This window comes from Pseudoalteromonas sp. CNC9-20, from assembly GCF_022347875.1.
Lineage (GTDB): Bacteria > Pseudomonadota > Gammaproteobacteria > Enterobacterales > Alteromonadaceae > Pseudoalteromonas > Pseudoalteromonas ruthenica.
Genome location: NZ_JAKRFS010000004.1, coordinates 18,514 through 38,150, shown reverse-complemented (window position 1 = coordinate 38,150; position 19,637 = coordinate 18,514). Strand labels below are relative to the sequence as shown.

The window sequence follows — 19,637 nt, the reverse complement described above, 5'->3', positions numbered from 1 at the left end:
AGATCATGACTGATTTTAAAACCTTACGTACTCATTATGTAACAAGTGCGAGCCAATTTACTGCTCCCCAAGTTGTACCTGAGGCGTTAAACACCAACAGTAATGCCATGACATTACTGCAAGATTTTACAGCCCAAGCGCCTGTTCGCATTTTGGCTAACACCCCTTTGAACGCTGCACGAAAACTTGCCAGCGCTACTCCCACCAACGCATTGTTAGTGGTCGATGAACAGAATAACGTGCTAGGCGTTACTTCTAGCGTCGAATTACAGAGCGCGCGAGTCACGACCCAAGCCGCACAAATGGGCATCAACCCTAGTGAGCTACTGGTTCATGACATGATGCGTTCGCTGCATACCCTGCCCTGTATCAGTATGCTTGCTGCACGTAATACCACCTTGGGTAATGTACTCAGCACTATGGAACACCGTGGCAGTTTCTATTTATTAGTGACTGACAAAGAGCAAGTAACTGGAGTTTTCTGCGCCCGTGCTATTGCCAGAAAGTTAGGTATCGCGTTAGATATCACTCCTGTCGCACAATCTTTTCAAGAGGTTGTAGCCAGCGTCGAGCATCCGCATTAACAAAGTTTTGCAAAGTGAAACACCTCGCCAGGGACGGCGAAATTTGCCCTTCTGTTCACTGTTGGCTGTGATATTATCCAATGCAATTATGATTAATGTGCCCGTATTAGGGCGACAAGTGTAAAGGTTTTCAATGGGCAATCTCACAACTTTGCTTGCGCAAGAGTTGCAAGCGCAAGAGCAACAGGTGATCGCAGCAACCAAGTTGCTTGATGAAGGGGCAACAGTACCGTTTATCGCGCGTTACCGAAAAGAAGTTACTGGTGGATTAGACGATACTCAATTACGCACCCTAGAGCAGCGATTAGGTTACCTGCGTGAGCTCGAAGAGCGCCGTCAATTCATTACTAAAACCATTGCAGAGCAAGATAAGCTCACTAGCGAACTGCAAGCCGACATCGCCGCAGCAACGACTAAAACAGAGCTTGAAGACCTCTACCTTCCCTACAAACCCAAGCGCCGCACAAAAGGGCAAATTGCTATCGAAGCGGGTCTGGCGCCCTTGGCCGATGCCTTATTCGAGAACCCTGATCTTGACCCACAAAGCCAAGCTTCAGAATATGTCGATGCCGATAAAGGAGTCGCAGATAATAAGGCAGCATTAGATGGTGCCCGCGCTATTCTGATGGAGCGCTTTGCCGAAGATGCCAAGCTGCTTGCCAAGTTGCGTGCACATATTAAGCAACATGGTCATATTGAAAGTAAGGTTATTGCTGGCCAAGAGCAGTCAGGAACTAAATACCAAGATTACTTTGAACACAGTGAAGGCGTGGCGAGTGTTCCCTCTCATCGCGCTTTAGCCATGCTTCGTGCGCGCAACGAGGGCGTGCTGGCACTGAGCATTAACCCAGACGCCGAGAGCGCTGATGGCCATGCTTTATGTGTGTCGATGATAGCCGAGCATTTCAATTTGCCGCTGGAAGGCAAAGCAGCCAGTACCTGGCTCGCCCAAGTGGCGCAGTGGACATGGAAAGTGAAGCTATCACTGCATCTAGAGAATGAGTTTTTAGCGGCGATGCGTGAGCATGCAGAAACCGGTGCCATAGATGTGTTTGCCAAGAACCTAAAAGATTTATTAATGGCTGCGCCAGCAGGTGCAAAAGTCACTTTAGGCCTTGATCCTGGCTTGCGTACCGGGTGTAAAATGGCCGTTGTCGATAGCACCGGCAAAGTCTTAGCAACCGCCACCATCTTCCCACATGCTCCACAAAATCAATGGGATAAATCGCTACGTACGATTGAGCAACTGTGTCGTCAGCATAAAGTCGAGTTAATTGCCATTGGTAATGGCACCGCCAGCCGCGAGAGCGATAAACTCATCGCCGAACTGATCAAGGCACAACCGGAGCTCAAACTGAATAAAGTGATGGTCAGTGAAGCGGGCGCCTCGGTGTATTCTGCGTCTGAGTTTGCAGCTCAAGAGTTTCCGGATTTAGATGTCTCATTACGTGGCGCGGTTTCTATTGCCCGTCGCTTGCAAGACCCGCTAGCAGAGCTGGTAAAAATTGAACCAAAATCCATCGGTGTTGGCCAATACCAGCACGATGTATCACAAAGTCAGCTTGGGCAAACCCTGACTTCAGTTGTAGAAGACTGTGTAAATGCCGTGGGTGTTGACGTAAATACCGCATCTGCGCCCCTATTAACTAGAGTTTCCGGACTGAATAAAACCTTGGCGCAGAACATCGTTCAATACCGTGATCAGCATGGTGCCTTTGCAAGTCGCTCTGAGCTGAAAAAAGTAGAGCGCCTAGGTCCTAAAGCCTTTGAACAAAGTGCCGGATTCTTGCGTATTGTCGGTGGTAAAGATGCTCTGGACGCTTCAGCTGTGCACCCAGAAGCCTACCCAGTCGTAAAGGCCATTTGTGCAAAAACGGGTAAGCCCATTGATGCCCTGATAGCCAATGCAGAAGCATTGAAGGACGTCAATCCACAAGAATATATCGATGATAAGTTTGGCCTGCCTACGGTCACCGATATTATTGCAGAACTACACAAACCGGGCCGCGACCCACGCCCTGAGTTTAAGACTGCGGCCTTTAAAGCCGGTGTTGATACCATAGCCGATTTAAAGCCGGGCATGGTGCTTGAGGGAGTCGTTTCCAATGTCGCCAACTTTGGCGCCTTTGTTGATGTTGGCGTCCATCAAGATGGTTTAGTTCATATTTCTGCGTTAACCGACAAGTTTATTAGCGATCCACGCGAAGTGGTCAAAGCCGGTGATATTGTTAAAGTAAAAGTAATGGAAGTGGATGTGTCGCGTAAGCGCATCAGCTTCACCATGCGCTTAAACGATGAGCTACCGGCTGCTGGTGCGGCGAAAGCGGAGCGCAAACAAACGAGAAAGCCTCAAGGCGCTACAAACAAAGGTAAAGGCGCACCGCGCAAGCCTAAAGAAGCGAATAACGCCGCTATGGGCAATGCATTCGCTGAGGCCTTTGCCAAACTTAAGAAGTAAGCTTTTTAAGATAGAAAACGCAGCAACCGCTGCGTTTTTTTTTGCCCTCACTAACGCATCAGCAGTCGCTATGATGGTGCCGTTGCTTTTAAATAAACCATTTCAGGCAGAAATAGGAAATGTGTCGAGTATAGGGGTGAAGAGTAAGGGGGAAAAGTAGCGCTAAACCTGCGCCATAAAAGCCGATTGCTTGCGCTCTTGCGGCGCACTGACTTGCTGATAAAAATCGGCAATACGCAGGGCTCTTGATTCAACCTCTTGGTCACGCTCAAAACGACGAGTAGGCTCATTGGTTGCGAATGCTGGCGGTGTTGGCGTTTCGTCCTCTTCAGAGGTGTTGAGCTGTTGCCCAGCCAACTCAGCCTGAGCCCGGGCCAGCTTTTGCGTTGCTTCATTCGCTATGGCTCGATCAGCACCGGAGGGCTCTGCTGGCGCCAACGCCGCTGAGCGTACCTGCTGCATCTTCTCGATGGTTGCTTGTGGGTCGCCCGGTACTTCACCCACATCTATTTGTACTTCCCCACCCACCGCGTAATTTTTGCCATCTGGACCACGTTGATAGTCGTAGCTCGGTGAGCCGGCATATTGACCTCCTACCGATGCATGGGCTTGTTCGTGGGTTCGAACTTCACGGTCACGTTCTGCAAGCTCTTGGATTTGTTGCTGTTCCTGCTCGCGCTGCTGTTGCTGCTGCTCGCTAGATTGCTCCTCAGACCCCTCACTATCGCGCTCGTTAATCGTTTTCTGCTGGGCAACTGTTTCTTTTTCGCTGCTTTGCGCGTCTTTACTCTGACCGGGGTTACGTGCCTTGTCTGCGTCTGATGCAGCTTTATTATCGGTTGCACTCTGTGCTGGCTGCTTAGGCTCGGGGATCACTTCGCGCAGCTGGTTGTCACGCCTTACACTCTCGGTGTAAACGTTTGCGGTATTAAAATTAATAGTTGGCGTTGGCGTGACTATGTTCATGTCTATGCACGAATATCGATAATTGTTCCTAACACTTCATCGGCAGTACGAATTGACTCAGTGTTAGCTTTAGCGTTGAATTCAGCTACTTTAAGATTCACCAGCTCCTCATCCACGCGCGGAGCCTGTGACACCGGAGCCGTTACCGCTTCATCAGCATTGGCACCTTGAAGTTGACGACCCTGTTGCGTTTGCTGTTGGTCTTGGCGCTCAATAGTGGCGCGATTAATGTTAGCGGTCGCTTGCTCAACATCTTGTTGAGCGCGATTAAAGCCTTCTACACCAGCATTAAAAATAGCTCCTACAGGCATAACTTTCCCACCTACATTACAATTACACTTATAGTTATTATTGCGCAAAAAGTAGACGAAATAAAGGTGTTTCGGCTATGTCTCACTGGTTTTAGGTCAAAGCATTGATTTTAAAGTAGCTAAAAATTCATCTTTATGAGATATGAAAGGCGCATGAGAGGCCTTATCAAGCACGGCGATATCTAAATCGCTACGCAACGCCTGCATTTGTGCAATAGCTTTGTAGGGAACCAAGGCATCCAAACGACCAAAAATAGCACCCACTGGTTGCTTAATATGGGCAAACTCGTGGCGTAAGTCATGGTGTTGTAAAATATCCAGGCCTTGGCGCAATGCCTCAGCCTGAGGCGGTGGTGCTTGCTTAAGTAACGCTTTTAATTGCTTTGTATCGGCACGGGCGGTATCACTACCCATTGCTTGAATAGCCAAAAAGCGTTCGATGGTTTTTGCGCTGTTGTTCAGCAGTTGCGAGCTAAAATCTTCTAGAACCTGTGCTTTTATACCCGGCCAGTCGGCTTGTTGGGCAAAAAATGGAGTGGATGCCACAAGGATAACTTTGCTGACCTTATGCGGGTAAAAATAGGCAAGGTAAAGCGCCACCAACCCACCTAAAGACCATCCCACGATAACGCTGTTGTCCTGCAGTTGATCTGCAAGCACCGCACTCATAGTCGGTAAATCATAAGTGTGTAACTGCTGACTCTCACCATATCCTGGCAAGTCCAACGCACGTACCTCGCCATCAAATAAAAAGTTGAGTTCTGGGCGAATAAGCTCCCATACCTTATTATTCATTCCCCAACCGTGCAGTAACACCAATTGTTTTTGCATTTTCTAACGACCACACCCACTATTAAAACGGATTGCCTGGGCAGAGAGCCCAAGCACGCAATGTAGCAATAATAACGGGATTTAAAGGTTATGCAATGGATGCTCTATCACACCTGCGCAGTTGGCTATTTCCGCAGTACTGCAAGCTTTGTTCACAGTCTCTGCCGATGGGAGCACAGTTATGTCAACACTGTTGCGCGACATTTAGCACCTTCTCTGAGCCCGACTTATTAGTTCGTGCCGATATTCAACGACTGTTTCCATTGCGCTATGTTGATCACTTAGTGGCTTTGCAGTGGTATCGGCCACCCGTGAGTACTTGGCTAAAGCAATACAAGTACGCCCATCAGCTGCACTACCAGGTCGCCGTGTCACAGCTTTTACAGCAGCATTTATATACTCTTAGCCGTGCTGATAATTGGCAATGGCCTGATAGTATCGTGCCTATCCCTTTAGCTCATCCCCGGCTTGTTTGGCGCGGCTTCAATCAATGTGTGCTGCTTTGGCAGCAGGCGGTGCCACAAGGTTTATTTGTCGCCAATGCTCTTGCCAGACCATTGAGCACAAAGCAACAAGCTAAGCTGGGAGCGCGTTCGCGACGCAAAAACTTAGCCAACGCCTTTACCGTTAGAATGCGTGTTCAGGGTATGCACATTGCCATCGTTGATGATGTCATGACCACAGGCGCTACCGTAGACAGTGCTGCTCGTAAGTTAAAAGAGGCTGGGGCAAAAGAGGTATCGGCTTGGGTTGTGTGCCTAACCGCAAAGTAAAAAGAGCCGGCTAAAGCCGGCTCTCTGGATTATTCACCACGAGCGTGAATATGCTCACCGAAGAATAAGGCATTACTAAAGATACGGCTAGTGCCATACCAGAAACCTCGGAAAACCGGATTGTCTGTCATCGCGACCACCGTACCTTGCCCATATGAGTGCGCAACAATGGCTCCTGCATTAGCGATTTGCGTTACGTTATTATCATGGGTAAACCCAGCTAATAATGGCTTCTCGGTGTATTTCGCTACGTTAACAAATGGAGCACTGGATTGCTCAAGCAAAAAGGTGCTGTTTTTGAATACTGGCAGCTGCTTACGAGTTAACGAGTAGCTCAGCGGGTGCGTTAAATCGACTTCCGTATTAAAAATAGCCCCGGCGATACGCTGCTTACCGGCAAGCATATCTTGGTCACCATATTTGAGACCTTCGGTTGCGAATACTGCGGCCATATCTTTACGCGATACATAACTGGCTTTTAGTATTTGTTGGTCAACCAAGAACTTAGCTCCACCTTTTTGGCCCCAGATAACTCCACCGCGTTTAACCCATTTTTGTAGTGCCACTTTTTGCGCTTTACTCATTGCCGAGTAGCGACCATTGGCGAGCACGATGTGGGTGTAATTATCTAGACTCACACCACTTAGGTTGTCCAACTCAATAATGCTTGGCGTGATACCCACATGGCGATCTAAGTAATACCACAGCTCGCCCACCTCGTACTGGCTGGTTTGCTTACCGCCCACCAGCAACACTTTTGGTAAGTGCACAGGAGCAAGCTGCCGCGAACCTAAATCAACGCCTTTACTGGTTAATCCTGAATCCAAGGCAACGATAGGTATAGCAAAGCGTTGTTGCGCCTCATTTAAAATTTCTAGCCAATGTTCGTGTTGTTGTATGCCTGCTGGAATAACAATAGATCCCGCCGCAAACTGTTTTGTCGCGTTACCACTTTTTGCACTCAGTGGTGCTAAGGCAACGCGAGCGTTGACTCCCTCACGAAGCAAGTAGCTTAATAATTTAGGTGCATCATAGTCGAACCACTCAAAGGCATACGCGTAGTGTCTTGTTAGTTCTTGCGCTGATGGCTGCGCACCCTGTTGCCATGGCTGCTGTGCAAGCTCCAGCCCCCAAGTACTGCTTAATGGCGCAAACTCAAGGTTAAAGGCATGGGCAAGTGTCCAAGCAGATACGTCATAAAAGGTATTGTCATTAAAACTTTGCTGCTCAGAGAAAATTGACTTAATCAGTCGGTATTGGCGTTGCGCCAGTGGCACAAAGTAGCTATTAGGCGCAGCAAAAGTGCGCTTATCAACAGTGGTTTGTTCTTCGAGTGCATAAGCCTTAATTTGATGCTGCGCGAGTAACTCTAAGAAATAATCTAAACGGGTAGCATCCTTAGGTGCGCTCACCACATAACCTTTCAACTTGTCTTTATCTGCGAGCTTACCTACTTGTTGGTAAAAGTCCTGCTGATAATCAAGTAGCTGCTGACGGTTTTCAAGCACCGCATCAAAAGTAGAGAAGCTAGTGAGAAGCTGGTTCTTTATGGTGAAAGCAAAGTCCATTTGACCATTAACAGTATCTTGAACATGGCCTCGGCTACTCGCCTGCTCAAAGAGAATACCGATGCTGCCATTCACATCTGGGTAAGTGGAACCTTTACCAACATAAAAATCATCAAATGCTTCTTCGGTAAAATATAAGCGCTCTTCACTATCAAGGATGCGAGCATGATGTTTCGCGATGGCTTTGGTTAGATCAACATTACCATTGGGTGTTAGCGGGTTTTTCCGTGATGGTATACCTGGCTGAAAGAAATAAGTGCTGTTTGGCCCCATCTCATGAAAGTCGGTCAGCACATTGGGCTGCCACTTATGGAACTGAGCAATACGTGCCCGAGACTCAGGGTGTTGCAGTAGTAACCAGTCGCGATTTAAGTCAAACCAATAATGGTTAGTGCGACTACTCGGCCAGTTTTCATCGTGTTCGCGTGTTTGAGGGTCGGCACTGGGTGTCATGGCTCGGTTTGAGTTTGCCCAGTTTGCAAAACGTGCCAAGCCATCTGGGTTCAGCGACGGGTCCAACAGCACCACAGTGTCATTGAGTAACTTCTCAACACGCTGATCTTGTGCTGCGGCCAAGTAATACGCTACTAATAATGCCGCATTACTGCCTGAAGATTCATTACCATGAACACTATAACCCATGTAAACCACAGCAGGGTCATCGTTCGTGCCCGGCTCACCCTCTAAGCGCGCTAAGTGTTGTGCGCGAACTTGCTCGATATCGGCTAAGCGTTGTGGTGCAGCAAACGTTAACATCAGCAATGGTCGCCGCTCATGGGTGTATCCAATGGTTTCAATATTGACACGTTCGCTGGCATCGGCCAAAGCACGCATATAGTAAACCAGTTGATCGTGGCGTACATGCCACTCACCGACTTCATACCCAAGCACCGACTGTGGTGTAGGGACATTAGGGTCGAACTGAATATCATTGTTAAAGTAGTAATCGAGTGGCTTAGCACTCAGTGAAGATGCAAATAAAAGCACCACTAGAAAAAGTATTCGACGCATGGAATTTATTGCTGTTAGAGGACCATAGTCCTCACGCTACCACCCGATTAAAATTAAGCCAACTTTTTACGGTCAACACTGGCGACAACGCGATGAGCAGAGTATGATACGCAGTAACCGAGTAAAATAGTCAAGTATAGCGTTGTTACTATGATCACAATTTCAGAATCTGCTCAAAGCCACTTTGCCAAATTGCTTAGTGAGCAAGCCGAAGGCACCAACATCCGTGTATTTGTTGTCAATCCTGGCACATCACAAGCTGAGTGCGGGGTGTCTTACTGCCCTGCCGATGCCGTTGAGGAAGGTGACATTCGTCTGAACTTCAATGGCTTCGATGCTGTTGTCGACAGTGAGAGTGCACCCTTTTTGGAAGATGCCGAAATCGACTTTGTTACCGACCAAATGGGCACACAACTCACTCTCAAAGCACCTAATGCTAAAGCACGTAAGTTGTCTGACGATGCCTCATTAGAGGAGCGTGTAGAGCACATGTTGCAAACTGATGTGAACCCACAGCTTGCGAATCACGGCGGTCAAGTACAGCTAGTAGAAATTACCGCTGATGGCATTGCCATTTTACAATTCGGCGGCGGCTGTAATGGTTGTTCAATGATTGATGTGACCCTCAAAGAGGGTATCGAGAAGGAAATGGTCGCTAAATTTAGCGAAATCTCTGGCGTGCGTGATATCACCGAGCATAGCCGTGGCGAACACTCATACTACTAAGTTTAAACGCCTAGTATATAGCTTGGGCAGCGAGCCCAAGCTAAGCCTCAGGCGATTTTTTATCGGTTTAGGCTTATTTGCCATCGCCATGGGCCTCATTGCGGCAGGCTACTTTTATGTACCACTGTTACAAGTCCCTGGCCTTATTCTACTCGCCGTAGCCCTATTTTTTGCCTTTTGGGGCTACCTGGGAATTTTTGCTAATCGCTTTTCGCAGGTTATATCAGCAACTGATGTGACTTGGCCAGACGATGATAACGCAGCGCCAAAGTAATCCCGCGCAAGCCCATAAAGGCCGTCATCGCCGCCCACAGCGCGTGATTACCTAAACCTTGAGTCAGGGCAAAAACACCAAAGAAGCCCACAGCTGCTGAGAAGATCATGGTATTGCGCATATCCTTGGCCCGCATTAGCCCCACAAAAACACCATCGAATAGAAAACAGCCCATAGCGATAAGTGGCATGGCGATAAGCCAAGGTAAATAAGTAATCGCCATGGCGTTAACTGCGGGCACATCGGTCAGCAGACGAATAATTTGCGCACCACCGAGTAGGAAGATAAGTGCATATAGCAACGCAAAAACTAAGCCCCATTGCATACTGATACGCACCCACATACGCACACGTTGCTCATCTTTGGCTCCTTTAGCCTGCCCCACTTTGGCCTCCGCTGCATAAGCAATACCATCCATAGCAAAACTGATTAGCAATAAGAAATTCATTAACACCGCGTTCGCCGCCAACACCACATCACCAAGACGCGCCCCGTAAAAAGTCATAAAGCTAAAGCACAGCTGCAGCATCAGCGAACGAAAGAAAATATCGCCATTGAGACGCAGCAAGGCGCCTAACTGCAGTAGTTTAGGGGATAAATACCAGTGCCATTGTAATTGATGGCGTTTAAATAAACGGCTCACTAACCACAGTGCAAACACGAGAGCGCAGTAATCAGCCATCACGGATGCTAAGGCCGCACCTTTGACTCCCATTTCGAGGCCCAATACGAAGTAAAGATCGAGTGCTATATTGACCACATTGGTTAATAACACCAGCAGGAAAGGGCCACGACCATACTGTACACCGAGCATCCAACCCAACAACACCAAGTTACTCAGTGCTGCGGGGGCACTGTAAATACGAATATAAAAGTAATGATTGGCTTGCTCAATTGTTTGCGCCGAGGCATCGGAGAGTTGTGCCATTAACCAGGCTAAAGGATGCTGGCAAACAATGAGTAGTAGCGCCACCAGCAGCGCTAACATGATACTTTTCTGTAGCGAGGCCACAAGCTGGCGCTTGTTCTGTTCGCCATAAGCCGTAGCAATAAGCCCGGTGGTACTCATGCGCAAAAAGCCCGCCAGCCAAAACAACATGGAAATAACCGTTGCACCTAGGGCTATACCTGCTAAATAATGGGCACTCCCGAGGTGACCTATGACCGCCGTATCAACCAAGCCTAGTAATGGCACGGTGATATTCGATAGAATCATAGGCCCAGCAAGCATCAATAAGCTTTTATGGTGGGTATTATGTTTAAAAAAGTGTCCCATGTAGTAATTTTCTCTTTCTTTGCACTGGCGTGCGCATCGGCTCAAGCTGCCGTTATTCTACAGTATCATCACGTAAGTAAAACCTTGCCTAAGGTCACCAGTGTTGATGCCAGTACATTTCGTGCTCATATGCAGTACCTTAAAAAAAATGATTTTGAAGTCATTGCGTTAGACACTCTGATTGAAGGACTCAAACAGGGCGAAAGCTATAATGATAAAACCGTGGCCATTACCTTTGATGATGGTTACGACAACAACATTGAGCAAGCAGCGCCTATTCTTAACGAGTTCGGCTACCCCTATACCATATTTGTTAACCCCAAACTTATTGATGAGCAGCGCAGCTATGTCATGACCTGGGAGCAGCTCAAGACACTCAGTCAGCAAGGTGCCCTTATCGCTAATCATAGCGCTCAGCATGACTATCTGCACCACCGCTTAGATGGCGAGAGTGACGCCCAATGGCAAGAACGTATCCGCGCGGATTTACAGTATTCAGAAAAACGTATAGAGGAAGAGTTGGGTTACAGCTTAAAGTATTTAGCCTACCCTTATGGCGAATTTGACCGAGCCTTACAAAAACTGGTGCAAGACATGGGTTATGTTGGCATAGGACAACATTCAGGGGCCGTAGGTCCAGACAACGACTTTACGCGTTTACCACGTTTTCCCGCATCTGGTTTTTATGCAGACTTGGATACCCTGTCTACTAAACTGGCATCCCTGCCGTTTCATATCGATACCTTAACCTATGACGATACGGTCACGACAAAACGCCAACCTGAACTGACGATCTCGTTCAAAGAAAAAGGCTTTCATCAAAATCAATTCGCTTGCTATGTGTCCGGTCAAGGTCGGGCCGAACTCAACTGGCTCTCTGCTAAGCAGGTTAAAATCACCGCTAAACAAGAGTTGGGAGACGGGCGTGCCCGTTACAACTGCACTGCGCCTTCACAACAAGCGAGCGGGCGCTACTTTTGGTTTTCACAACCTTGGGTGATCACTTCTTCGCCTGCTCAATAAGCCATTGCGGAGATTTAGCTAAACTTAAGGTTACCTGTGCGGCCCCAAGGTCAATGGCGGCCTTGGGCATGCCCCAAACCACTGAACTTGCCTGATCCTGGGCCGCTGTTACTGCTCCTGCCTGTTTTAACTGTAACAGCCCCTTGGCACCATCAGCCCCCATGCCCGTTAGCAATAGTGCACAGGTGTGCTTAGCTAGTTGTTGCTCAACAATGGACGAAAACATCACATCCACCGCTGGACGATGACGATTAACCGGTTCGCTTGATGACAACCGACACACCAGCTTACCGCCTTTACGCTGCACCATCAGGTGCTCGCCACCTGGCGCGATATAGATATTGCCTGCCTTAATGACTTGCTCATCACTTGCCTCGTGCACCTGCATCGCACAAACATTATTCATGCGTATGGCAAAAGACTGGCTGAATACCGGTGGTATGTGTTGGGTGATAACCACCGCAGGGAAGTTTTCAGGTAGGCGCGTAATCACTTCTTTAATAGCTTCGGTACCACCGGTAGATGCACCTATGGCTACGAGGTGGTTGAGTTTAAACTGTTGGTCTTTTTGAACGGTTACCGGCGCAAGTGTTTTGCTGGAGTGACGACGAATGTTGGCCTTAGCCGCAGTGCGCACTTTTTGCTGTACTGAACCTGCATAAGCTTGCATTTGGGCGCGAACATTATTGGTGGGCTTAGCAACAAAGTCTACAGCTCCCAACTCCAACGCTTCGAGTGTAATAGGTGCGCCCTGCTGGGTCAGTGTCGAAATCATCACCACCGGCATTGGTCGCAAGCGCATGAGGTTTTTTAAAAAGCTGATGCCATCCATTTTTGGCATTTCAATATCGAGAGTGAGCACATCAGGGTTGAGCTGTTTTATCATCTCCCTTGCCTGGTAGGGATCGCTGGCACAGCCCACCACCTCCATATCATGGGCGTCAGTAATAATTTCCTTTAATAGTGACTGGATTAGCGCTGAGTCATCGATAATTAATACACGGATCATGGTCACTCCTAAAACAGCTCAATATCGGTATTGCTGTCTGTCTGCTCAAGATCGCGCAGGTATTTCAGTTCTCGTTTCTGAATAGTGTCGTTGTGCATTGTGCGCAGCTTTTTCACCTTCACTGCACCTGATTCTGGGTGAAAGAGCACTTTTCTCGGCCAAGGGCCACCTACATCATGTGCAACCAAGTTGAGCCCTTCCTCCTTTAGATATGCATTGGCAAAGCGGATATTGCCCATACCGACATCGGTCATAGAGCGAATAATCTTACCGCCACCAAATAGTTTCACTTGTAGGTTCTTGCGCAATCCACCATTTTTAACAATTTCATTAATCAAAAATTCCATTGCCCAGTTCCCATAGCGGCAGTCGGTGCTATCGGGATCTATTTGCTCCAGCTGCAAAGAGCTGGGTAACATAAAATGATTCATACCACCGATTCCCATTACCGGGTCGTAGATACACGCGGCAATACATGATCCCAGTACCGTTGACACCAACTCATCTTGCTTGGTGACATAAAACTCACCGGGCAACACCTTAGCCATCACTTTATTACGGCCTGAGTCCCAAAACCGTTTTATTTGCTCAAACCCGCGTAAGGTTGGCTTGAATGCTGGGTTCATGAACCTACCTTAGAATACATAGTACGACCTAGGTTATTGAACTGAGTTTGCTCTTTACCCATGGTTTCGGAGTGGCCTAAAAATAAGTGTCCTCCGGGTTTGAGCCGCTGTGCAAATAAATTGTAGAGGTGCTCTTTGGTCACTTTGTCGAAGTAAATCACTACATTTCGGCAAAAAATAACGTCGAATTGGCCCTTCATAGGCCAAGGCTCAAGTAAGTTTAAGCGCTTAAAGGTTATGTACTTCTGTAGCGCCTGCTTCACTTTCATTTGTTCGCCACTGCGGCTTTTTAAAAACCATGTTTTCAACAGTGGCTCCGGGATCCCTGTGACCTGTCGCTGGTTGTACACTCCCTGTTGTGCGCTGTGCAACACATTGGAGTCTAAATCGGTCGCGAGAATCTTGATATCCCAGCCAACACGCGGACAAACTTTGGCAACCGACATCGCAATGGAGTATGGTTCCTCGCCTGTGGAACACCCTGCCGACCAGATACGAATTTTATGATCGCGAGTATTTTCTTTTAACGCTCGCGGAAGCAGCTCCTTTTCTAGGTAATCGAAGTGGTGCTTCTCACGGTAAAATGAGGTTAGATTGGTGGTCAATGCGTTAATAAAGTGGCTCAGCTCCTGCTCGGGATGCTGCTCCAAAAACACTAGGTATTGCTTGAATTTGGTAAACCCGTATTGGCGCAACCGTTTTGCCAGCCGCGAATACACCATTTCTCGTTTATGCGGTCCGAGCACGATGCCGCACGCCTGATAAACTTGCCCAGCAATACTTTTAAAGTCTTTATCTGTAAAAATAAACTCCGACATTGCTGGGCCTCCTCGCCAATACGTACTTTAGTTGGGCACATCATGTAGCCACTACGCTATTAAAATTCTTCCCACTCGTCTCCATCATCAACAAAGTTATTCCCTGAGGGGGCAGGTGATTTATTTGCTTGCGTTTTAGCTCCGTTCAACCGTTTCACTGCACTACTTGGGCTCGTACTCATATCCGGAAGAGCTGCTTGCATATTGATGGAGAAAAAACTCAGTAGCTGGCGCATACTATTGGCCTGCTCCGCCATCGATTCGCTAGCAGCAGAGGCTTGTTCAACCAAGGCTGCATTTTGTTGAGTCATCTCATCCATTTGCGCCACGGCTTTATTTACTTGTTCAATACCTGAACTTTGCTCAATTGAGGCTTCTGAAATATCAGAGATCATTTGCGTTACTTTTTGCACCGACTCAACAATGTCTTGCAACGTTGCACCTGATTCATTCACTAATACGGTGCCATCCTCAACCTTGCCGACACTGTCACGGATAAGCTCCTTAATTTCTTTGGCCGCACCCGCTGAGCGTTGTGCTAAGTTACGCACTTCACCGGCAACCACCGCAAAGCCGCGACCTTGCTCACCAGCTCGGGCCGCTTCCACGGCGGCATTAAGTGCAAGCAGGTTGGTTTGAAAAGCAATCTCATCAATAACACCAATAATATCGGCAATTTTCTTACTCGCTTCGTTAATCTCTGCCATGCCTGAGACAGCACGATTAACCACGTCGCCACCTTGCTTGGCCTTGTCGCATGTTTTCTCTGCAAGCTCACTGGCAACCTTGGCATTATCGGCATTTTGCTTCACCGTGCTGGTCATCTCTTCCATACTCGATGCCGTTTCTTCCAACGATGAAGCTTGTTCCTCGGTACGCTGGCTTAAGTCGGTGTTACCTTGCGAGATTTCCTCTGCTCCCGTTGCCACCAAGTTGGCTGAGCTGGTGATCTTCTCAATCATCTCGGTGAGCTTATCAGCGGTACTGTTGGCATCACGCTTGAGCTTTTCGAAGGCTCCCTGGAAGTCACTATCAATACGCTTAGTTAAATCACCATGAGCTAATGAATCCAGCATAGTGGCCGTTTCATCCACTGCTTCATCCACCACCTCTACCAGTTGGTTAAGGCCTTTAGATAAACGCAGGAAGAAGTCATCTTTGCCATCTAAACTCACGCGAGCATTCAGCTCCCCTCTGCGAGCAGCGCCTACTAAGTCATTGATTTCTTTCTCAATAGAGACCTCTGCGGTGCGATCGTCCCACTCGACTACGGTCCCCGCACGCTCACCTTCCTCGGTTAATATTGGATTGGCAACTAATCCGAAGGTCCGCCCACCGACGACAATCTCTGTACTGTAGGTGGTAGAGAGTTTCTCTAACATTGAGCGTTGATGCGCTGGGTTTTTATGAAATACATCAATGTTTTGACCAACCAAGTTGTTACTGTCGAAGTTGGGTAAGTCTTTGCGTAAGTCTCGCTCAGCATTGCGCATCATGTTGACCACCGCCTCGTTCAAATACACGATATTATGGTCATTGTCGGCAATCATGGTATTGGTCGAGACATTATCTAAGGCACGGCGTACACGTAGGTTCTCTCGTGCTGCCTGTTTTTGTTTCTCCTCTCGAGCAAGCTCTTCGGTCATATCCTGCCATTCAACAATGGTCCCTAGACGCTTGCCATCTTCGTCAACCCAAGGCGTTGCTATTAGGTTGAAAGTCAGCCCGGCAAGTTTAAGGTTAGTGTTGTAGGGTTCATCAAGTTTTGCCAGCATTGCCCGCTGGTGCGACGGTTTAGCATGGAAGTCATCCACGCACGTTCCTATCAAGTCATCCACTTTAAAGTTAGGCAATGCTGATTGAATTTGTTTCTCGCGATTGCGCAGCATGGCTTTGACTTGTTCGTTAACAAACACAATATTAAGGTCGTTGTCAGCCATCATGACATTGGCTTGGCAAACCTTTAATGCACTTGCTAGGCGCGCTGACTCCCGTGCTTGTCGTTCTTGTTGGCGCTGCTCGGTGATATCAATGGCATATTTCACTACCTTTACAGGGTCACCATTCATATCAAAAATAGGGTTGTAGGATGCTTGGATCCATATTTCTGCGCCATTCTTACCGATACGTTTGTATTGTCCTGAATTATACTCACCTTGGCTTAAGCGCTGCCAAAAAACGGTATACTCAGGGCTTGCCGCCTCCTCAGGGGCGACAAACATGCGATGATGCTGGCCTTTAATCTCTTCCAAGCGGTAGCCCAAGGTTGATAAGAAGTTATCATTGGCAGTGATAATGGTGCCATCTAACTCAAACTCTATCACCGCCTGCGCCCGTGATATCGCTTTTGCTCGTCCTTCTAGCTCGGTTCGCTTGAGCTTAGATTCAGTAATATCGGTGGCAAACTTGACCACCTTAACGACCTCACCCTGCTGATTCATGACGGGGTTATACGATGCTTGGATCCAGATATCTTCTCCAGATTTGTCTACACGCCGAAACTCATCGCTAATATATTCGCCGGCGCTTAAACGCTGCCAAAAACGTTTATATTCGGGGCTTGAAGCCTCCTTGGCGTCGACAAATAATCGGTGATGTTGGCCTTGGATTTCTTCAAGGTTATAACCCATCACGCGCAGGAAGTTATCATTAGCGGTTAAGATATTCCCCGATGGGGTGAATTCGATCACTGCTTGAGACCTGTTTAATGCCTTTAATAGCATTGTGTCTTCATTTGAAGTGTTTGATTCCTTAGTAAACCAGCCCATGCTTTTCCACCCTGTTAGTACTTGTTCGCCATTAACAATCGAGTATTTTTGGCAAATCCAGAAGAATGACCATGGTTTCCCCTACATTAACGAGTCGCTCCACTAATTCGTTGTCGCTTGAATCGTTAAATTCCGGGATCCCTTTCGCATCCTGTTGATTAATTGCGTAAACATCGGACACAGCGTCAACCACCAAGCCCATTACCTTAGTTTTCTCTCTTACTTGCTCTTTAACCACGATGACGACCGTCAGTGGTCCGTAAGGCTGTGGCTCAATCCCAAAGCGCAAACGCAAGTCAATGATCGGTACGATAGTTCCCCTGAGGTTAATGACCCCTTTGATATAATCTGGGGCATTAGGAATCGCGGTTATTTCCTCCCAACCACGTATTTCTTGTACACTCAGGATATCCATGCCGTACTCTTCGTCAGCCATCATGAATGTCAGGTATTGCTGAATGTGACCCTGATTATTCTGCAAGATAATATGTTCGTTAATGCCTTCTACTTTCATACCTGCTCCTCATGCAGGGCTGCAGCATCAATGAGTGCCTCTTGTGCACCTGGCTTTTTCAAACCGGCCATTTTGGTTAACCCGGCAATATCAACGATCAGCGATACCCGCCCATCTCCGAGAATAGTCGCACCGGAAACACCATCAACCTTCTGATAGTTCGCCTCTAAACTTTTTATTACCACTTGCTGTTGCGCCAGTAAGTCGTCCACCAGCAGACCCACTTTTTGGTTATCACACTCGACCACGACCAGAAGAGCTTTATCAAGTTCGGTAATGACATCATGATGATTGAACAGTTGGTATAACCGTAAAATGGGAATGTATTCATCACGCAGCCGCAGTACCTCCAAGCTTTTGCCGACCCGGCTGACCTTATTCGTATCAATTTGTAATGACTCAACGATAGTAATGAGCGGCACAATATAGGTATGTTCGGCAATGCGGACCAGTTGACCATCTAAAATAGCGAGCGTTAGTGGCAAACGGATGGTAAAAGTTGACCCCGTTCCGGGTGTCGACACCACTTCGATAGAACCGCTTAAGGAGCTAATGTTCTGGCGCACCACATCCATCCCGACGCCGCGCCCGGAGATGTCACTCACTTCGTCGGCTGTGGAGAACCCTGGTTCGAAAATGAGCTCGTTAATGTCGTCGTCACTGAGCTCTTCATTGCCATCGATTAGGCCATTAGCGATGGCTTTTTCTCTGATTTTTTCGGTATTTAGGCCTCGGCCATCGTCCATTATTTCAATCACAATATTGCCGCCTTGGTGAAAGGCGTTGAGTGTCACCGTGCCAATTTCAGGTTTACCACTTTGTTTACGCTGTTCTGGCGTCTCTAGGCCGTGATCTAACGAATTGCGCACTAAATGCACCATGGGATCAGAGATCTTCTCCATCACTGTTTTATCAAGCTCGGTACCCTCGCCAAGAATTTTTAACTCCACCTGCTTACCGAGTTTTTGCGATATATCTCGCACTAAACGTGGGAATCGGCTGAATACAAAGCTAATTGGCAGCATGCGAATACGCATGACATTTTCTTGTAAATCGCGGGTATTATGCGCTAACTGTGCAAGCCCTTCCTGCAGCGCAGCCAGGGTATTTTCGGTCACTTCCTGCTCACCCAGTTGGCTGAGCATGGATTGCGTAATAACCAGTTCACCCACCATATTGATTAACGAGTCAATTTTATCTATGCCAACACGGATGGAAGTCGACTCATTAGATTTAGCTTTATTTGCTTTGCCTTTACTTGCCGGTGCTTGAGTCGCTTGGGCCACCGGTTCGTTTTCACTTGATTGCTGTGCAGCATCATCGTGCTCCAGTGGTTCAGTCGGCGCGGATGATTCCTGCTCTGAGAACAAGCCTCCGCACAGACTAATATCGATATCAGCATCATCTTCTACCCACTCAAACACTTCCTTAATTTGCTCTTGTGTTGCTTCAGTTTGCAAAAATACTTTCCAAGACATGAAGCATTCATCACCCTGTAGATTCTGAATTTCAGGGATGGCGGATAAATCAGCTTCAACTTCAATGGATCCGAGATCACCCAAGTCACTGAGCATAAACAGGGGTTCATTGCCTGTTTTGAATAAATGATGGTGCGGTTTAAATAAAATTTGATAGGTGTTAGTTTCTGCTTGCTGCGACGGTGAAGCGCTCGCTTCGTTTTCGTTGGCCGCCACTTCCCCTTCACTTAGACCGAGAATTTCCTCAAATTGTTGCTGTAGCTCCTTGGCAGTGTCTAGCTCTGGCTCTTGTTCGCTTTGCAGTGCCTGCAACATCTCTCGCAAGCAGTCGACCGAACGCAATAGCAGGTTTACGTGCTGTGCTTCAAGTTGACGCTGACCTTGGCGTATTTGGTCCAGCAAGGTTTCTAAAACGTGGGTAAAATCGGACACTGAAGTGAACCCAAAAGTACCACTGCCGCCTTTGATTGAGTGGGCTGCGCGGAAGATGGTATTGAGCGTTTCGCTATCGGCTTCGCCTGGAGTAAGATTTAACAGCTCACTCTCCATGGCATCAAGGCCCTCGAAACTCTCCTCAAAGAAGACTTCGAAAAATTGGCTGAGATCGATACTCATAGCCGCGC

General features: G+C 47.8%; 17 protein-coding genes. 6 read left to right on the top strand and 11 right to left on the bottom strand.

Annotation, left to right across the window (positions count from 1 at the left end; translation table 11 throughout):
- Window positions 1–5 precede the first annotated feature (5 nt).
- Both MHM89_RS10405 and MHM89_RS10400 read left to right on the top strand, forming a co-directional pair.
- Window positions 6–584 (top strand): hypothetical protein, encoded by a 579-nt coding sequence (locus tag MHM89_RS10405; RefSeq protein WP_045979094.1) that lies wholly within the window; start codon window positions 6–8, stop codon window positions 582–584.
- 133 nt (window positions 585–717) lie between these two features.
- Window positions 718–3,042, top strand: a complete 2,325-nt coding sequence (locus tag MHM89_RS10400) for a Tex family protein (RefSeq protein WP_239408748.1) — start codon at window positions 718–720, stop codon at window positions 3,040–3,042.
- 162 nt (window positions 3,043–3,204) lie between these two features.
- On the opposite strand, the gene MHM89_RS10395 is transcribed toward MHM89_RS10400, so the two are convergent.
- The 3 genes from MHM89_RS10395 to bioH all read right to left on the bottom strand — a co-directional run bounded on the left by MHM89_RS10395 (window position 3,205) and on the right by bioH (window position 5,150).
- Window positions 3,205–4,008 carry a putative metalloprotease CJM1_0395 family protein gene (locus tag MHM89_RS10395; protein ID WP_045979092.1) on the bottom strand — a complete coding sequence of 268 codons (804 nt, stop codon included), beginning with the start codon at window positions 4,006–4,008 and terminating at the stop codon, window positions 3,205–3,207.
- A 2-nt stretch (window positions 4,009–4,010) separates the two neighbouring features.
- Window positions 4,011–4,319 (bottom strand): hypothetical protein, encoded by a 309-nt coding sequence (locus tag MHM89_RS10390; protein ID WP_022943722.1) that lies wholly within the window; start codon window positions 4,317–4,319, stop codon window positions 4,011–4,013.
- Window positions 4,320–4,415: 96 nt separating this feature from the next.
- Entirely contained in the window at window positions 4,416–5,150 is a 735-nt protein-coding gene (bioH, locus tag MHM89_RS10385) for a pimeloyl-ACP methyl ester esterase BioH (protein ID WP_239408747.1), read from the bottom strand.
- Window positions 5,151–5,245: 95 nt separating this feature from the next.
- Here bioH and MHM89_RS10380 point away from each other — a divergent pair, with 95 nt between their 5' ends.
- The gene (locus tag MHM89_RS10380) at window positions 5,246–5,923 is read left to right on the top strand and encodes a ComF family protein (RefSeq protein WP_053909928.1); all 678 of its coding nucleotides are present in this window, start codon (window positions 5,246–5,248) and stop codon (window positions 5,921–5,923) included.
- Window positions 5,924–5,952: 29 nt separating this feature from the next.
- Here the strand turns inward: MHM89_RS10380 and MHM89_RS10375 are convergent, their stop codons facing one another.
- The gene (locus MHM89_RS10375) at window positions 5,953–8,502 is read right to left on the bottom strand and encodes a M14 metallopeptidase family protein (protein ID WP_239408746.1); all 2,550 of its coding nucleotides are present in this window, start codon (window positions 8,500–8,502) and stop codon (window positions 5,953–5,955) included.
- Between the two features lie 150 nt (window positions 8,503–8,652).
- Between MHM89_RS10375 and nfuA the strand changes: the two genes are divergently transcribed.
- Window positions 8,653–9,228: a Fe-S biogenesis protein NfuA gene (nfuA, locus tag MHM89_RS10370; protein ID WP_022943718.1), complete on the top strand. Its 576-nt coding sequence runs from the start codon at window positions 8,653–8,655 to the stop codon at window positions 9,226–9,228.
- Window positions 9,206–9,502 (top strand): hypothetical protein, encoded by a 297-nt coding sequence (locus MHM89_RS10365; protein WP_045979089.1) that lies wholly within the window; start codon window positions 9,206–9,208, stop codon window positions 9,500–9,502. The genes nfuA and MHM89_RS10365 overlap by 23 nt, the downstream gene beginning before the upstream one ends.
- Here MHM89_RS10365 and dinF read toward each other — a convergent pair.
- Window positions 9,447–10,718, bottom strand: coding sequence for an MATE family efflux transporter DinF (dinF, locus tag MHM89_RS10360; RefSeq protein WP_022943717.1), 1,272 nt, complete (start codon window positions 10,716–10,718; stop codon window positions 9,447–9,449). The two genes, MHM89_RS10365 and dinF, sit on opposite strands and share 56 nt — an antisense overlap.
- Window positions 10,719–10,757: 39 nt before the next feature.
- Here dinF and MHM89_RS10355 point away from each other — a divergent pair, with 39 nt between their 5' ends.
- Entirely contained in the window at window positions 10,758–11,801 is a 1,044-nt protein-coding gene (locus tag MHM89_RS10355; RefSeq protein WP_151173549.1) for a polysaccharide deacetylase family protein, read from the top strand.
- On the opposite strand, the gene MHM89_RS10350 is transcribed toward MHM89_RS10355, so the two are convergent.
- Genes MHM89_RS10350 through MHM89_RS10325 form a run of 6 tightly spaced genes read right to left on the bottom strand, consistent with a single transcriptional unit; the run spans window position 11,779 to window position 19,629 of the window.
- The gene (locus tag MHM89_RS10350) at window positions 11,779–12,810 is read right to left on the bottom strand and encodes a chemotaxis response regulator protein-glutamate methylesterase (RefSeq protein WP_045979087.1); all 1,032 of its coding nucleotides are present in this window, start codon (window positions 12,808–12,810) and stop codon (window positions 11,779–11,781) included. The two genes, MHM89_RS10355 and MHM89_RS10350, sit on opposite strands and share 23 nt — an antisense overlap.
- A gap of 8 nt (window positions 12,811–12,818) precedes the next feature.
- Window positions 12,819–13,436: a chemoreceptor glutamine deamidase CheD gene (cheD, locus tag MHM89_RS10345; RefSeq protein ID WP_022943714.1), complete on the bottom strand. Its 618-nt coding sequence runs from the start codon at window positions 13,434–13,436 to the stop codon at window positions 12,819–12,821.
- Complete coding sequence (locus MHM89_RS10340; protein WP_151173550.1) at window positions 13,433–14,254, bottom strand: protein-glutamate O-methyltransferase CheR; 822 nt, start codon at window positions 14,252–14,254, stop codon at window positions 13,433–13,435. The genes cheD and MHM89_RS10340 overlap by 4 nt, the downstream gene beginning before the upstream one ends.
- 59 nt (window positions 14,255–14,313) lie before the next feature.
- A complete protein-coding gene (locus tag MHM89_RS10335; RefSeq protein ID WP_239408745.1) occupies window positions 14,314–17,022 on the bottom strand; it encodes a methyl-accepting chemotaxis protein in 2,709 nt (902 codons plus the stop codon).
- Window positions 17,023–17,053: 31 nt separating this feature from the next.
- On the bottom strand, window positions 17,054–17,536 hold the full coding sequence (locus tag MHM89_RS10330) for a chemotaxis protein CheW (protein WP_022943711.1): 483 nt from the start codon (window positions 17,534–17,536) through the stop codon (window positions 17,054–17,056).
- Window positions 17,533–19,629: a chemotaxis protein CheA gene (locus MHM89_RS10325; RefSeq protein WP_239408744.1), complete on the bottom strand. Its 2,097-nt coding sequence runs from the start codon at window positions 19,627–19,629 to the stop codon at window positions 17,533–17,535. The genes MHM89_RS10330 and MHM89_RS10325 overlap by 4 nt, the downstream gene beginning before the upstream one ends.
- Window positions 19,630–19,637: the final 8 nt, after the last annotated feature.

Coding starts and splice junctions, on each gene's coding strand:
- MHM89_RS10405 (WP_045979094.1), top strand. CDS start 6: ATGACTGATTTTAAAACCTTACGTACTCATTATGTAACAAGTGCGAGC.
- MHM89_RS10400 (WP_239408748.1), top strand. CDS start 718: ATGGGCAATCTCACAACTTTGCTTGCGCAAGAGTTGCAAGCGCAAGAG.
- MHM89_RS10395 (WP_045979092.1), bottom strand. CDS start 4,008: ATGAACATAGTCACGCCAACGCCAACTATTAATTTTAATACCGCAAAC.
- MHM89_RS10390 (WP_022943722.1), bottom strand. CDS start 4,319: ATGCCTGTAGGAGCTATTTTTAATGCTGGTGTAGAAGGCTTTAATCGC.
- bioH (WP_239408747.1), bottom strand. CDS start 5,150: ATGCAAAAACAATTGGTGTTACTGCACGGTTGGGGAATGAATAATAAG.
- MHM89_RS10380 (WP_053909928.1), top strand. CDS start 5,246: ATGGATGCTCTATCACACCTGCGCAGTTGGCTATTTCCGCAGTACTGC.
- MHM89_RS10375 (WP_239408746.1), bottom strand. CDS start 8,502: ATGCGTCGAATACTTTTTCTAGTGGTGCTTTTATTTGCATCTTCACTG.
- nfuA (WP_022943718.1), top strand. CDS start 8,653: ATGATCACAATTTCAGAATCTGCTCAAAGCCACTTTGCCAAATTGCTT.
- dinF (WP_022943717.1), bottom strand. CDS start 10,718: ATGATTCTATCGAATATCACCGTGCCATTACTAGGCTTGGTTGATACG.
- MHM89_RS10355 (WP_151173549.1), top strand. CDS start 10,758: ATGTTTAAAAAAGTGTCCCATGTAGTAATTTTCTCTTTCTTTGCACTG.
- MHM89_RS10350 (WP_045979087.1), bottom strand. CDS start 12,810: ATGATCCGTGTATTAATTATCGATGACTCAGCGCTAATCCAGTCACTA.
- cheD (WP_022943714.1), bottom strand. CDS start 13,436: ATGAACCCAGCATTCAAGCCAACCTTACGCGGGTTTGAGCAAATAAAA.
- MHM89_RS10340 (WP_151173550.1), bottom strand. CDS start 14,254: ATGTCGGAGTTTATTTTTACAGATAAAGACTTTAAAAGTATTGCTGGG.
- MHM89_RS10335 (WP_239408745.1), bottom strand. CDS start 17,022: ATGGGCTGGTTTACTAAGGAATCAAACACTTCAAATGAAGACACAATG.
- MHM89_RS10330 (WP_022943711.1), bottom strand. CDS start 17,536: ATGAAAGTAGAAGGCATTAACGAACATATTATCTTGCAGAATAATCAG.
- MHM89_RS10325 (WP_239408744.1), bottom strand. CDS start 19,629: ATGAGTATCGATCTCAGCCAATTTTTCGAAGTCTTCTTTGAGGAGAGT.